This is a genomic window from Vibrio sp. L85, assembly GCF_963871815.1.
Taxonomy (GTDB): Bacteria; Pseudomonadota; Gammaproteobacteria; order Enterobacterales; family Vibrionaceae; genus Vibrio; species Vibrio harveyi.
In genome coordinates this window covers 60,541-74,997 of record NZ_CAWMYL010000011.1, presented here as the reverse complement: position 1 = coordinate 74,997, position 14,457 = coordinate 60,541, and the positions used below count along the sequence as shown (strand labels likewise).

The following is a 14,457-nucleotide window of genomic DNA, read 5'->3' as shown; positions in this document are numbered from 1 at the left end:
ATGTACGTATTAAATGAAAGCATTCAAAATAATAATGTTGAACAACTGATTGAGACTTGTAAAAGCGGTTCAATGTCGATGGGCTATATACTTAGAACCGCACATTATCAGCTAGGAGAGCTAATTGCAGAACCAATATCAAAAGCTTCAAATCAACAAAAAAATTATGCCGTACTGATTTTGATGCGTGCAGGTTTGTGTTTTGGCAATGGCATTGCAGACAAGCTTGAACAATTGGGTAGTAATGCATCAATAATTTTCGTCTATGATGATAAGGTTTCTAATGAAGACCTCGAACTTATTAAAGACAAAGACATTATAATTGTTGATGCAGTAATCAATTCGGGTAAAAGTGTTTTTGATCTAATTGACCAGCTCCCAGATACTACCTCTGTAAAACTTGCTACAACAGTGATCCCAAGTTCTTCGACTGAGCTACTTGAGAGCTATGATTTATATACTGTACGAGTATCAAATAACAAGTACGAGGGAGCAAAGGTTCAAGTCATCTCTGGTGGAAAGGGACCTGATACAGGTGATAGATTGTTTAATACGTATGAATAAAATGTAGCGTCGCTTTGTTGTACTGTCTAAGTGATTGAATACTGATCTCGTTTATAGGGTGCAACAAGATTTATTCTTACCAATGTCACCTCGTCTGATACTAACGCGCTAGAGCTAAATCGCCTTGCCCAAAAAACATGCCAAAAGAAAGCAAAAGAAAGAGCAGCTAAACATTTTGCGTTCTCAGTTCTACAAACACAAACACCCACACTTATATGAAGGTGTGGGCGTTTCTCTTTTCTAATTCATTATCTGTTATTGTTCTGCTGTTTTTACTTTCATCAAGAGGGCATGAGTAGCGGATAAGTTTTGTTTTGCATAGCTCGTTAACTGTAACCATGAAAACAATCCAGCGAGTACATTCGCTATTGTTGCCGCAATGACGATAGTAAAAATGTCACCCTGTAACGAACCAATCGCAATCGCTGGGATGTACAGAACCAGCAATCTAACGAAGCAAACGAAAAGGGCGGTTTTGGGTTTACCCAATGCGTTAAAGATTGAAGTGACAACCATACATAAGCCTAAAGGACCGTAGCTAAACGGAATCACCCAAAGGGCTAGCTTCAACCAATCTTGCATTGTGTTGTCCGCCGATAGTAGAGGAACAACGATTGGTAAACTTACCACCAACAAAGTTGCGATGACCAAGTGGAACAAGATCACAAAGCGAGAAGCTGATTGAACAAGCGCTTGGATTGAATCGAAACGTTCGGCACCGAGCTCACGACCAATCATCGGTGGTAACGACATGGTGAGCGCCAATGTGAAGATTAGCAAGAAGCTCTCGACTCGGTTGAGCAAACTCCAAAACGCAATTTCATTGGTTCCAAGATGAGCGATGAACATCACAGTCACGAACGCGCTGACTGACGGTAAGATTTGGTTCATCATGGTTGGAATCGTGGTTTTGATCAGTAGATTGAAATCCTCTTTGCTGGCTAAAGCACAAGAGAAAGGAGCGAACCAATGGCGACCTTTGGCTCTTTGCATCATGTAACCCGCGCTGATAGCAAAACCAAGCATAGATGCTAGCGCTGCACCTGCGATCCCCATGTTAAGAACGAACATAAAGATTGGATCAAGTACGAGGTTGATAAGGCTTGCGATGACAAAAACGGAGCCAGTGACTTTAGTGTCACCATTCGCACGATAAACACAGGTCATCAAATACAGCACAGCACTCGATAGTGCGCTCAACAACCACAAGCCCCAGAACTGACCAAATAACACTTCGAGTTGCTGATACTGGGTGCCGCCGTCTTCCACAGAGATAAATGCGGAAAACACACTTTGTTCCATCAACCACAATGTAACTCCAATAAGTGCGATAAAAGCGCTGCCAACAAGCAATGCAAGTGAAGCCGTATTGGTAGCTCGTCGTGTGTCATTTGCACCAAAAGCATGAGAAATGATCGATGTTGCCGCGACACCGATGCCGACTTGAATGCCGATAAATGCAGCTTGGAAAGGCATGGTAATACCTTGCACCGTAAGCTCGTTTACACCAAGCTTGCCGATAAACACTGCATCAATAAGTTGTACTGACATGATCGCAAAGAGACCGACCGTTAACGGCAGTGTTTTTTCGAGAACGGATTTTAAAGTCGAGGAAATCGCTAGCATCACAAGGCTCATGATTGGAAAGTTTGGGAACAATGCCAGTATAGAGTTGTGATTGTTAATGATAAGAGGGGTAATCCCTAAATCAGTTTTTAGATTTGGTTAATAATGAAGTCGTTGCGTGTTCCACAGTGCGGCTGAATAGTAATTGCAAACTTATATGCATATCGGTTTTTCGTTTTCTATGAAATAGAACTGCCATTGCTACGGTCTGTCTTAATCAACGTATTACCAGTTCGCTATTTACTAAAGTATGAACACATTCGGGGAAGATTATGTGGATTAAGAAGAATCATCGCTGGGCTTTATCTGAAAACGAAGCGACGCCAGAGTCCGTCTATAAAGAGCGTCGTGAAATATTGAAAAAGTTAGGCATTGCGGTTGTCGGTATGCCACTCGCTGCGAATGCACAAGCTGGTATTTTGGACATCTTCTCGTCAAAGGAAAAGCCAGTCTCAGATAATCGAATTGATCTTAGTGTGACTAAGCCACAGCAGTATCAAGCGGATCTTTCTCTTACTCCTGAGAGCAAGGTTTTGAAATACAATAACTTCTATGAGTTTGGTACCGATAAATCTGACCCAGCGAAAAACTCTTCTGAATTTGTGTCTGACCCATGGACGGTTGAGATCGACGGCTTGGTGAATAACCCGATTAAGCTCGACTACGATGACATCTTTAACAAGTTCACACTAGAAGAGCGAATCTATCGCTTACGTTGTGTCGAAGCATGGTCAATGAACATTCCGTGGATTGGTTTTCCTCTAGCAGACATCATCAAAATGGCGGATCCAAAAAGTAGCGCGAAATACGTTGCTTTTGAAACCCTCTACGACCCGAAACAGTTCCCAGCCCAAGGCTCGTTTAGCAGTATTGAATATCCTTACGTCGAAGGGCTTCGTCTTGATGAAGCAATGAACCCGCTCGCACTGATTTCTGTCGGTTTATACGGGAAGACGCTTGCACCACAAAACGGTGCGCCACTTCGCTTAGTTGTACCGTGGAAGTATGGCTTCAAAAGCATTAAGTCTATTGTTCGAATTCGTTTAACTGACCGAGAGCCGCCAACAACGTGGAATCGTTTAGCACCAAATGAATACGGTTTTTACGCTAATGTGAACCCAAATGTTGACCACCCACGTTGGAGCCAAGCAAGCGAGCGTTTCATCGGTGAGGGCAGTGTACTCAGCACTCGCAGACAGCCAACATTGATGTTCAACGGTTACGAGGAAGAGGTGGCGCATCTCTATAAGAATATGGACCTGAGGAAGTTCTATTGAGAAAGCTGACGCCAAAACACATCATTGCGCTTAAGGTCCTTATCCATCTTGTCTCTTTAGGCTTTTTAGGTCTGCTGGTTATTGCGATTAATACCGACAACTTAGGTGGCGACCCTGTTCAAGGCATTATCCATTACACGGGTATTAGCGCGCTGAATACGCTGTTTATTACCTTGTTGGTTTCTCCGCTTGCGCGTTGGACCAAGCAGGGATTGTTAGTTCGAGTCAGACGACTACTCGGGCTCTACAGCTTTTTCTGGGCAGTGCTTCATTTGGTTGCGTTTGCTGTTCTTGATTTAGGGTTAGATTGGAGCTTACTTGCCTCTGAAATCGTCAAACGCCCTTACTTGACCGTTGGTGCAGCAGTGTGGGTAATCTTGTTACTTCTGGCGGTGACTTCGACTCAATCTATACAACGCAAGATGGGTCCTAAATGGCAAAAGCTGCATAACTGGGTTTACTTAGCTGCGATATTGGCGCCGATTCATTTCTATTGGTCGGTGAAGTCAGAGGTAGCAGAGCCGACGATCTACATTTTAATCGCTATTGGTTTGCTTTTTGCTCGATGGAAGACATTAAAACAGCGAGTGTTTCGAAAACTATTATCCAGTTGATGCGCTGTTAGACTAATTGCGACACATGAATCGATAAATTAAAAGGGGCTACGTGAGCCCCTTTCTTCATTGGATAAAAAGCCGCTAACCCAAGCTTTCTGTTGCTGTTGGCTCACCAGGCTTCCACACCTTTCGTTCGCTTTCACCAAAGACCTTGAGCTAGGTCTATCAGATCCCATCACAACGCTCATACCGTTAGCCCGAACCCTACGACTAATGTCTAACCATCTGAGACTATTTGTACTTTTTCGTTTGGTATAAGGTACTAGCAACTTAATTTAAAGGGTTCATAAACGTCAGTTATCGAGTTCTTGTCGCAGAGAATATAGAGACAACGACTTGCTTAATCTTCGTTTATTGAGCAAACAACGTTGGTTGGAAAAACACACCTTAGAGTGTGAACGAAAGGAATCACAATGAGCAGCACTTTAGAGTCCGTACATATTCGAACAGATAAGCCTAAAGCCAGTGAGGATGAACTCACTTATGAACAACAACATAAACCTAGCTCGGAGTTTGAGTCCCGAGAACAATATTTAGAGCACGAGTTACAGATCATGGCGCCTAAACGTTGGCGTCCCAATTTGCCGTTTAAAGATTATCGATTCGAGGTAGAAGACACCATTCCAGCGATGGCCGCGACTATTGGTAAAGTTGTTATGGTGGGAGCCATTGCTGCAACCTTTGCCGGAGCGCTAGGGTTGAATGAAGGCTTTATTTTAGAAAATGTACGTTATGAACTGCTCATCGCCTCTGTTTTCATTATTCTTTTCTCAGGCTTTCTATTGCCGACTGCAAACCTCGCGGGTACACACGGCCCGCTCATCCCATTAATTCCTATCGTCGTTGCAGCAGGCGGGCACCCAATGGCTTTTGGTCTGCTGATTGGCGCTTTTGGCATACTGTTAGCCATCAGTAAAGGTGGCAGCATGTTGGCAAATCTCACCAGTAAAGGCGTGTGTGGTGGTTTATTGCTCTACCTTGGCTTTGTTGGAACCGTCTCTCAAGTCAAAAAGCTGTTCGCATGGGCAGAGGGAATAGGGATGAGCCACATTGCTTTTGTTGTGATCTTTTGCACCATTATTTTATATGCATTACTGGAACACTTTCGTAAGCGTTGGCTAGCGGTTCCTCTTAGTTGCTTGCTAGGCGGTACTTTAGCTTTTGCTATGGGCGCTCCGTTTTCTTTTCAAACCGAGCCCGGCTTACCTAATATGAATCCGATGTATTGGTGGGGGGAAGATACGGGTTGGATGCTAGGTTTACCTACGATTGAGCATTTCATGGTGGTATTGCCTTTTGCTATTTTAGCCGTAGCCATGTGGTCGCCTGATTTTTTAGGGCATCAAGTGTTTCAAAAAATCAGCTATCCAGAGCGTACAGAAAAAGTACATATGAACATCGACGATACGATGACTACCGCTTCCATTCGTCAGACGTTCGGCTCTTTGCTCGGTGGTACTAACTTTACGTCTTCGTGGGGAACTTACATCGTTCCGGCGGCTATCGCTAAACGCCCAATTCCTGCTGGTGCTTTGCTAACAGCACTGTTCTGTATCATCGCCGCGGTTTGGGGCTACCCAATGGACTTAGCGATCTGGCAACCTGTACTTTGTGTTGCGCTTATTGTTGGGGTATTTGTGCCTTTGCTAGAAGCAGGAATGGAAATGACGCGTGAAGGTAAAACCACTCAATCGGCAGCGATTGTTGTATTTTCTTCAGCGCTCGTTAACCCTGCATTTGGCTGGTCTCTCACCATGTTGCTAGATAATTTAGGCTTAGTCGGCTGTAAAGAACGTAGTGGGGAACTCAGTAAAATGAGTCGTTGGGTATTGCCTGGCATTATGTTTGTTGTGCTAACGAGCGTAATGGCATTGGTTGGCTTACTTCCGGGGATTCCAGCAATTATCCCAAGTTTTCGTTAGATAGGCTCATCGTACGATTTATGGTTTGAAGAACATTTTTCTAACCTGATAGAAACGGTTTAGTTCTGTTGAACTAAACCGTTTTTGGTCCCGAATTGCTCCGGTGATAAAATGGTTTTCATTGTGTAGTACCTAAATTCATTCAAATTAAGAATGAACTGGTCAATACAGAGCATTGACCAGCTTCTAGTGGACATTACAAGGCTTATTTCACAAGTACGCTTTTTTCTGACAAATGAATTGTTGTACGTCTATCAAGACTACCACTGACTTGAGTCAGAGCCAGCGCAACGAGAACTATCACGGCACCAATCCAAGGGGTATGCATCAGCCCCATTTCAGACACGATCATACCGCCTCCCCAAGAACCAAGAGCAATACCAACGTTAAACGCCGCAATGTTTAGACCAGATGCGACGTCTACCGCATCAGGAGTGTATTTTTCAGCTAGTTTCACTACATAAACTTGTAGACCAGGTACATTACCGAATGCAAAAGCCCCCCAAACTAAAATGGTCGCTACCGCTGTGATAGGGTTAACTGCAGTAAAGTTAAATATAACTAGGATAGCGGCGAGCCCAGAAAAAATAATTGTCAGCGCTTTAATTGGTCCCATCTTATCGGCCATTTTACCGCCCCAAATGTTACCAATCGCCACGGATACACCGTATACCAGCATAATAAGGCTGATAGCATTGGCGTTGAATCCTGTTTCCTGTTGCAAAATTGGAGCAAGGAAAGTGAAAGCAGTAAATGTACCACCGTAACCTAGCGCTGTAATCGCATAAACGAGTAGAAGTCTTGGCTGAGTTAACACTTTTAACTGTGATGACAGTTTAGCTGCAGGAGGCTGTTTTAGGTTGCTGGGAACTAAGAAAGCACTACCAACCAACGCAATTAGCCCCAATAACGCAACAATCAGAAAAGTCGATTGCCAACCAAAGGTTTGACCGATGTAAGTCCCAAGTGGTACGCCTGTCACTAGCGCAACAGTTAATCCTGTAAACATAATCGCAATCGCACTTGCTGCTTTTTCTTTAGTCACAAGACCTGTAGCGATCGTAGAACCGATAGAGAAAAATACACCATGGGCTAAACCAGTCAAAATGCGAGCAAAGATAAGAGTGTTATAACCAGGTGCTTGCCAGGCTAATAGATTGCCGATCACAAATAGTGACATAACCGCAAGTAACACGTGTTTACGATTCATTTTACCTGTTAAGGCTGTCAATACAGGTGCGCCTACTGCAACACCCAGTGCATAAAGGCTCACCAACAGTCCTGCGGATGGTAGTGAGACATTTAAGTCAGAAGCCATCGTTGGGATCAACCCTACGATCACAAATTCTGTTGTTCCAATGGCAAAGGCGCTAAGCGTCAATGCGAGTAGTGCTAATGGCATTTCATTTACTCTCTTGTTTGTTAGGTTCAGGTACATAGCAACGAATGTGTTTATCAAGATGTTGCTGAGTCCTGATTTGGTGGAGAGATTCTGCGTTGAAATTCCATTGCAAAAAATAGGTTATTTAGCAAATGATATTTGTTATAAATGCAATAATTAAAATTAAACGGTTCAGAAAATGGTAGGCAAAAATGCGTACAAAATCGGATGATTTAGAAATTCTACTTTCTGTGATCGATACTGGCGGATTTACAGCGGCAGCAGACAGTTTAAATATACAGGTGGCACGGGCATCGCGAGCGGTAAGTAAGGTGGAAAGCCAACTTGGTGTGACGATATTAAACAGAACGACAAGGCGGATTGAATTAACGGATGAGGGGCGACAATTTGTTGATTCGGTACGAATAGGATTAATGCAGTTGCAGTTGGCAGAAGATGAGATCATATCCCGTGGTGAATTACCCAAAGGGAAGTTACGCGTCGATGCCGCCAGTCCATTTGTCTTTCATCAGTTAGTGCCTTTGGTACAGTCGTTTAATCAAGCTTACCCTGATATTGATTTGGAGCTGACCTCCAACGAAGGGTTCGTAGATTTGCTAGAGAAGAAAACCGATGTCGCTATTCGAATCGGTGCATTAAGTGACTCAACGTTACATGCGAAGCCTTTGGGTAGAAGTTTACTTTACATTGTGGCTTCACCTGATTATTTAGCAAAGCGTGGCTTTCCGAGCCAAAGTAGTGATTTAGAGCATCATAGTACGATAGGGTTTTCAACGCCGAAAACGCTTAATGAATGGCCTTTGAAAGGTTTTTCTGGACTAATACCAACGCTAACTTCAAGTAATGGTGAAACAGTAAGACAACTTGCTTTGATGGGAAATGGTATCGCCTGTCTGTCTGGGTTTATGGTTAAGAAAGACATTGCTGAGGGAAGATTAATTTCTTTATTAGAGGGAGAGAAAATCAGTCATTCCGGTCGAGAGCAAATCAATGCGGTTTATTATAAATCTTCTTCTGTCGCCAAGAGGATTTCTGCGTTCATTGATTTTATTCAGCCGAAGTTGGATCTGTAGCTCGTTCAAAGCGAGACCATCAGTGAACTTATTATTAATGTATCGGTTGAGGTTGGAGTCATTGTATGAGCTTGATGTCTCTGATGAAATATATTGTTTCACCGTCTTCCTCTAGTGTGTAGATCTTATCAGACAGATTAGACTCTTATAAGAACTGCTCTTCCAATCACTATGTTCTTCATGAATTGCTAATGGTCAATTCTTAGTAACGTATCTTTGTCCAAAGGCGTGCTGACGAGGTATGTAACACGAAATTGCCCCAAAGCTTGTTAGCATAAATGCTCAGCTTGCTCTGAGGATGTTAATTTTGGATTGATTTTCATAATGTGGTCGGAGTGCCTAGTCGTCTATTAGGCCTATCTCAATGAACTCATAATGTTTATGACGAGCAGTTGTCTTACCTCGACAGCACTTCTTGAATTTGACTCCTGAGCCACAAAAGCATTTCTGATTAGGCTTCAACTCAACATAGGCATCATTTGCCTTATCGAATTCAACTTTTAGTACATCCTTGAATCCAAGCGGTTTTAGCTTACCTTGAAGAACGTACTGTCCAAGGTCTCAGTTATTTTTTAACGATGAACTTGACAAAGTTTTTTTAGAATATTCATTAAGACGAGCATGTCTAAAAAAGTATCTCTATCGTTTCAGATGATGCAAGCTTGATCTATATCAACTTGTTCATGAATATCCCACAATAAATAATTCCTACTGTTTTCCATGAATCATACTTTTATAGGGATTCTATAGGAGAACCTTTATGAAAAGCATATTCATATTAATGATATCTGTCTTATTGTCATTCATGACGTTAGCACAGCAGGAAATGGATAGTGAAGCCGGTGCCGGCCGACATGATGTGCACATAGAGATAGATGATCACGGTAATGAAAAAACGGTTATAACTTTTATTGACCCAATCGATGTTGAAGGTACTGTGCCTGATGTGACAGAGGTGCCGGATGCTGAAATTGAAGAAGGTTTCGATGATATCGAGGAATAGATCATGTCAAAGGTAGTTGTTGGCCTATGTTTGCTGTATTTCGCAACCTTCAGTGTAAGCGCGGTTGATCTCACTTTGTTGAGGACTGACACTACCTTTCAAGGTCATGCTATTGGTGAACTCTATATCGATAACACCCTCATCTCACTTACATTGGAGAAGCCAAGTATTTCAATACCTGTAGGTACTTATCCCATAAATATATCAAGATTAGATGGTGAACGAATTCAGATTAGTGGGGATAAAGTCAATCTATTGATTACGCGACCAGATCACGCTGAATCTTTTTTCATCGGAACAGCAATAAACAGACGCGGCACATCTTTTAGTAAGCAAATTAAAGGGCAGAATGCAGCGTTTGAAATTTTGTCTAGTGTTTTGCCAGATGTAGACATGGTTGGAACCCTAAAGGTGAGTGAGCTAAGTAAGCCACTCAGCTATGTCTCTGAAATAGTCAATAGTGAAGGAGCAATAGAAAAAGATACTTTGACTAGAGTTGCCAATGAATGGCAACTACGTCGCTTTTATGTTGAGCCAGACAAAGTATGGGAGCTATTTGAACCGACTGCTGTACAGGAGTCTTATCGAACAACAGACTATGTTTATCTTCAAGTTAAGGACAATGACCCACGTTTAAATAGAGCAATTCGAGTTAGTTTGCTTGGAGGATGTTATAACCTAAAGTGGGATACAAAGTGGCAATATAACGCAAGTTACATCTACCGTAGGTTAGATCAGACTAAGCGATTACCGGACAGTTGTGAATATGATAACGACCCATGGTATTTAAATGCTAAACCTGATAGGTGGGACCCTTTCAATATCATAAAATATGGGCAAGGTTACCTACTGAAAAGTTACCGCTTATCCGGACAAATACAACTAGGTAAGCAATACCTAGAAATACCCAAGTCAACACTCAAAACTATTGAGAGTGAGGGATACGATGGTTACTTAGCAAAGCAGACATATCTAGATGAAGAGTCAACGATTTTTTGGCAAGGCTTTTTTGAGAGACGAGATCATGATGATAGAGAATTTGCTTTGTATTCATCTGCGTTCAACCTTGGTATAGGAATTCTCTACCCATATGTTGGTGCAGGGCTTAGCCTGTCAGATATATTTATTGATTACTCTGTTGACACTGACCGTATTTCAAATGTGCAACTTGCAGTATTAATGGCACGAGGCGGTTATTTCCTCAATATAAACAAAGTCAGGCGCACCTTACCCGACCTTAGACCGTACTTGTACCAATCGCTATATTATGTAATCGAGGTAGGTGAAGAGGAACGTAGGTATCTTCTCTATACCAAGAACACTGCTATCGCAGTCATGCAATGAAATATCTTCTTTTCGTGAACGGTCCTACCTACTCCCTGGATAAACTGGTACAAAAACTCTGAGTCATCTGATCGTTGGATTGTAAGTTACCCAAATGTACCGGGGGGCGGGTTATAACAAACGTTTAAGGCTTCAAGATACTTTTTCTAATCTAATCGAAATGGTTTAGAGCAGCACGCCTAAAACGTTTCTGTCCAGAAATAAGCCAACGACTCTTCTGACTTAATCACTAGTACATCGACACAAACAAAAAGGGGCTACGTGAGCCCCTTTCTTAATTGGATGAAAAGCCGTTAACCTAAGCTTTCTGTTACTACTGGTTTGGTATTGCGTTTGGCGATCCAATAAGCAACGCCGCCCCAAAGTACCGTCAGTATCCAAAGAGCAGTCCAGTGTTTTGCGACTTGCTGCCATGTTGCGCCCATTTGGTTGAGTGCTAAAAAGCCTTTGATTGCCCATGTGCTCGGGCTCAAATCAGCAAACCAAAGCAGCGGTGCAGGAATCGACTCAACCGGCCAAATAAAGCCTGCTAAGAAGATTAATGGCATTGAGCTAACCAGCACGACCAATGTCACCAACTCGCGTCTCGGTAACAAGTATCCGAGCCACAAACCTAAACCACAGCAACCAAGTAAGAATGGCAATAACAAGGTGAGTAGCTCACCTGCGTTGGCAACATGGTTGACGTTCAAGCGTTCAAAACTGAAGCCAAAATAATAGGCGCTGAGTAAGTAGTAGATAGCAACGAAGACCAAGGTTCTGGCCAGCAACAGAGCGCCTGTTGGCACTTGTGACCAATACCCACGACCATGGCGCTGAGTACCGGTTTGCAACCCGACTGCCATGATCAACGTTTGTTGAAGGATCAATACAAACACCGCTGGCACCACGTATTCGATGTAGCCCATGGTTGGGTTGAAGGTTGGTTTCATGTTGAGCTTGATTGCTGAGTAGTCGTGGCTCGCCATGCTTAGTGGCACGCCATCGATCACCATCTTGCTTACTTTAACTTGAGCGCCAAGCGTACCACCAGCTTGTGCTAAACCTTCGACGACTGTGCCGTACACTAAGAAGTAAGAAGCGTCGGCGGCATAAGCCAGAGTAGGGCTGCTGCCAAGCATCAAATCTTTGTAGAAGTGTTCTGGAATCACCAAGAAGCCAGTTATCTCTCGGTTTAAGAATGCTTGTTTCGCATCGGCAATAGTATGTAAACGTGTCACTACCTTAACCTGAGGCGTGGCATCGACCATGCGCTCTAAGGTTAGACTGGTTTGGCTTCCATCGAGATTCACAATCGCTATTGGCTGTTCCCTCGGTGTTTGTTGTGCGTATGGAAGCGGGTATAAGAAGGAGTAAAATACCACGCCACCAAAGACCGTCAGTACCACGACAGGGTTGGTCATCACTGAGCGAAGTTCTGTTTTAATCAGTTGCCACAGTGTCATACTGCCTCCTGTTTGCTATCTGTTGAAGATGCGCTGTTTAGCAAAGCTGTGTTGCGATGTTTTGCTAATAACGCTGCCGTCATCAGTAGCGGGATAATGTACCCAACCATCGGCCAGAGTGAGCCGATAGATTGTGCCGCACTTGCGCCGTAGCTTGCTTGGTCCACTTGAACTTCGATGTAATGCGTAATTGGCAGCAATCCTCGCCATGCCTGCGCCAACGCGTTCATGTCGGAAACCGGGAAGGTTATCCCCATAAATGCAAAGCTCGGTGCGGTAAATGCGCCAGCAAAGCTCATCGCACGTGCTGGGTCCATCGATAGGAAGAAGAAAAGCGCTCCCATGATGATGCATGCGATAGTCGTTACGAACTGCGCTAATAGCATCACCAGATAACTGCCTTCCATCGGCCAATCAAGCACCATGTAGAACCAGACTAAGAACAGCGCGCCTTGTGCCATAAAGACAGGAATGTACTGGCTTAGAATTTTGCTTAGTCGAGTGAAAGGGCGCTCGCCTAAGAAAGCAAAACTATTGTTGCCGTTACCATAAAGGCGAAAATGCGCTGCGAGGATCAAAATGGTGCTGACCACGACACAGATCTGCCAGATCGCCGGAACAATCGCTGTTACCAAAAACTGAGCGTAGTTGGTGTTGCGGTTAAACAAGGCTGTAATCTGGGTGGAAATCGGCACGGCTTGACCAATAGCTGCAAGTGTTGTGGTGTTGCCTTTTGCTAGGTTACCCATGGTTTCTAACTGCGCATCAAAATACCCTTGAGACTGCGCGACCGCTGAGTTAATCAACTTGGCAACCAAAATGTATTGGCTGTTAAAGAAGACCGATAGTTGAGGTTGTCGATGCAAAAGAATGTCTTGGTCGAATTGAGGGGGAATCACAGCATAAGCGTAGATATCACCCTCGATCATCGCGTTCTTCGCTTCTGTTGAACTAGTGTAGTGATAATCAACAGAAAGAGTGGAAGAGGCATCAAGAGATTGAATCATCTTGCGTGACAACTGCGAGTGCTGCAAATCAACCACACCAATCGGGAGATCTCTTGCAATACCTGCAGAGAAAACACCCCAAATAGTGACGGCCAATAAGATCGGCACCCATGTCAGGCAAGATAATAACCACTTATCGCGCCGCAGGATTTGTCGTTGTGAGATTTGAATCGTCATAGTCTTAAGCCAACGCGATTACAGCTCAACCACAACACTCATGCCCATGCGTAGCTCAGGCTCTGGTTGGGTAGGGCGAGCTTCAACTTCGAATGTGCGAAGATCAAAACCTTTCGATGCGTCTGTCGCGCGCCATGTAGCAAAATCACCCATTACAGCAACGTGAGTCACTTTAAATTCAACGTCTTTATCCAGCGCTGGTAGGTACGCTTTAAAGGTCGTGCCTTTGGTGAAGTGTTTGAGCAAATCTTCGCGTACGTTCAGTGTTGCCCAAGAATCTTGGGTATCAATAACCGTCACAACCGGGAAGCCTTGAGGTGCAAGTTCGCCGCTTTGCAGTAAAACTTGAGAGACTTCACCATCAAACCAGCTGTAGATTTGCGTGTCTTTGGCGTACGCTTCTACTTCCGCTACTGCGCCAGCCGCCATGCGTGCTTTCTCTGCTGCTGCGACTTTGGTTTCGCTACGCGCGCCTTCTTTCGCCATGTTGTACATTTGGAATGCAGCGCTTTCTGTGTATTTAGATGCTTGCCATTGCGTCATGGCTTCGTCGCGTTTTTGCTCCGCAACTACGCCATCTTTATAAAGGTTGTTTACACGTTGGTAGGTCTTTTCCATCAAATCTGCAGCCGCTTTCGCTTTCAACCATTGGTCTTTTGCGGCTTGAATTTGTTGCTCACGTGCACCTTTTTCTGCTTCTAGGGCCAATGCGCCAGCGGCTTTTTCACCTGCCTTGGCTTGCTCCAATTTTGCTTCTATTTCTGGGCTGTGAAGGGTAAAGATCAACTGACCTTTTTCGACATCATCGCCTTTGCGCACCATGACTTCATCAATACGACCTGGGACTTTTGAAGAGATGCTGTATTGCTGCGCTTCAATCAACCCCTGTAAACGTGCCGGTTCTGGTTGATATGCTTGGTAGAACTGGTAGCCAACCCAAGAAGCGACACCCAAAGCACACAGTGATAGTAGAGCGGGTTTTAGAGATTTTGCTGCCATG

The 14,457-nt window shown here is 43.9% G+C and carries 13 protein-coding genes; 7 read left to right on the top strand and 6 right to left on the bottom strand.

Annotation, left to right across the window (positions count from 1 at the left end; translation table 11 throughout):
• Positions 1 to 564, top strand: coding sequence for a uracil phosphoribosyltransferase (locus tag AACR11_RS01575; RefSeq protein ID WP_009697478.1), 564 nt, complete (start codon positions 1 to 3; stop codon positions 562 to 564).
• Between the two features lie 255 nt (positions 565 to 819).
• Here AACR11_RS01575 and AACR11_RS01570 read toward each other — a convergent pair whose 3' ends face one another.
• Complete coding sequence (locus AACR11_RS01570) at positions 820 to 2,190, bottom strand: MATE family efflux transporter (protein WP_029788127.1); 1,371 nt, start codon at positions 2,188 to 2,190, stop codon at positions 820 to 822.
• Positions 2,191 to 2,462: 272 nt separating this feature from the next.
• Between AACR11_RS01570 and msrP the strand changes: the two genes are divergently transcribed.
• The 3 genes from msrP to AACR11_RS01555 all read left to right on the top strand — a co-directional run bounded on the left by msrP (position 2,463) and on the right by AACR11_RS01555 (position 6,006).
• On the top strand, positions 2,463 to 3,467 hold the full coding sequence (gene msrP / locus AACR11_RS01565) for a protein-methionine-sulfoxide reductase catalytic subunit MsrP (protein ID WP_005446028.1): 1,005 nt from the start codon (positions 2,463 to 2,465) through the stop codon (positions 3,465 to 3,467).
• On the top strand, positions 3,464 to 4,081 hold the full coding sequence (gene msrQ / locus AACR11_RS01560) for a protein-methionine-sulfoxide reductase heme-binding subunit MsrQ (RefSeq protein WP_005446026.1): 618 nt from the start codon (positions 3,464 to 3,466) through the stop codon (positions 4,079 to 4,081). The genes msrP and msrQ overlap by 4 nt, the downstream gene beginning before the upstream one ends.
• A 416-nt stretch (positions 4,082 to 4,497) precedes the next feature.
• The gene (locus AACR11_RS01555; protein WP_050932498.1) at positions 4,498 to 6,006 is read left to right on the top strand and encodes a DUF3360 domain-containing protein; all 1,509 of its coding nucleotides are present in this window, start codon (positions 4,498 to 4,500) and stop codon (positions 6,004 to 6,006) included.
• Positions 6,007 to 6,211: 205 nt separating this feature from the next.
• Here AACR11_RS01555 and AACR11_RS01550 read toward each other — a convergent pair whose 3' ends face one another.
• A complete protein-coding gene (locus tag AACR11_RS01550; RefSeq protein ID WP_029788129.1) occupies positions 6,212 to 7,408 on the bottom strand; it encodes an MFS transporter in 1,197 nt (398 codons plus the stop codon).
• 191 nt (positions 7,409 to 7,599) lie between these two features.
• Between AACR11_RS01550 and AACR11_RS01545 the strand changes: the two genes are divergently transcribed.
• Positions 7,600 to 8,481: a LysR family transcriptional regulator gene (locus AACR11_RS01545; RefSeq protein WP_005446023.1), complete on the top strand. Its 882-nt coding sequence runs from the start codon at positions 7,600 to 7,602 to the stop codon at positions 8,479 to 8,481.
• Between the two features lie 339 nt (positions 8,482 to 8,820).
• On the opposite strand, the gene AACR11_RS29835 is transcribed toward AACR11_RS01545, so the two are convergent.
• Complete coding sequence (locus AACR11_RS29835; RefSeq protein WP_079325485.1) at positions 8,821 to 8,943, bottom strand: SEC-C metal-binding domain-containing protein; 123 nt, start codon at positions 8,941 to 8,943, stop codon at positions 8,821 to 8,823.
• Positions 8,944 to 9,241: 298 nt separating this feature from the next.
• On the opposite strand from AACR11_RS29835, the gene AACR11_RS01540 reads away from it, so the two are divergent.
• Positions 9,242 to 9,484, top strand: a complete 243-nt coding sequence (locus AACR11_RS01540; protein ID WP_029788130.1) for a hypothetical protein — start codon at positions 9,242 to 9,244, stop codon at positions 9,482 to 9,484.
• Between the two features lie 3 nt (positions 9,485 to 9,487).
• Positions 9,488 to 10,828 carry a hypothetical protein gene (locus AACR11_RS01535; RefSeq protein ID WP_079325483.1) on the top strand — a complete coding sequence of 447 codons (1,341 nt, stop codon included), beginning with the start codon at positions 9,488 to 9,490 and terminating at the stop codon, positions 10,826 to 10,828.
• 293 nt (positions 10,829 to 11,121) lie between these two features.
• On the opposite strand, the gene AACR11_RS01530 is transcribed toward AACR11_RS01535, so the two are convergent.
• Genes AACR11_RS01530 through AACR11_RS01520 form a run of 3 tightly spaced genes read right to left on the bottom strand, consistent with a single transcriptional unit; the run spans position 11,122 to position 14,456 of the window.
• A complete protein-coding gene (locus AACR11_RS01530; protein ID WP_079325481.1) occupies positions 11,122 to 12,273 on the bottom strand; it encodes an ABC transporter permease in 1,152 nt (383 codons plus the stop codon).
• Positions 12,270 to 13,457, bottom strand: a complete 1,188-nt coding sequence (locus AACR11_RS01525; RefSeq protein WP_029788134.1) for an ABC transporter permease — start codon at positions 13,455 to 13,457, stop codon at positions 12,270 to 12,272. The genes AACR11_RS01530 and AACR11_RS01525 overlap by 4 nt, the downstream gene beginning before the upstream one ends.
• Before the next feature lie 18 nt (positions 13,458 to 13,475).
• Complete coding sequence (locus AACR11_RS01520; RefSeq protein ID WP_005446013.1) at positions 13,476 to 14,456, bottom strand: HlyD family secretion protein; 981 nt, start codon at positions 14,454 to 14,456, stop codon at positions 13,476 to 13,478.
• Position 14,457: the final 1 nt, after the last annotated feature.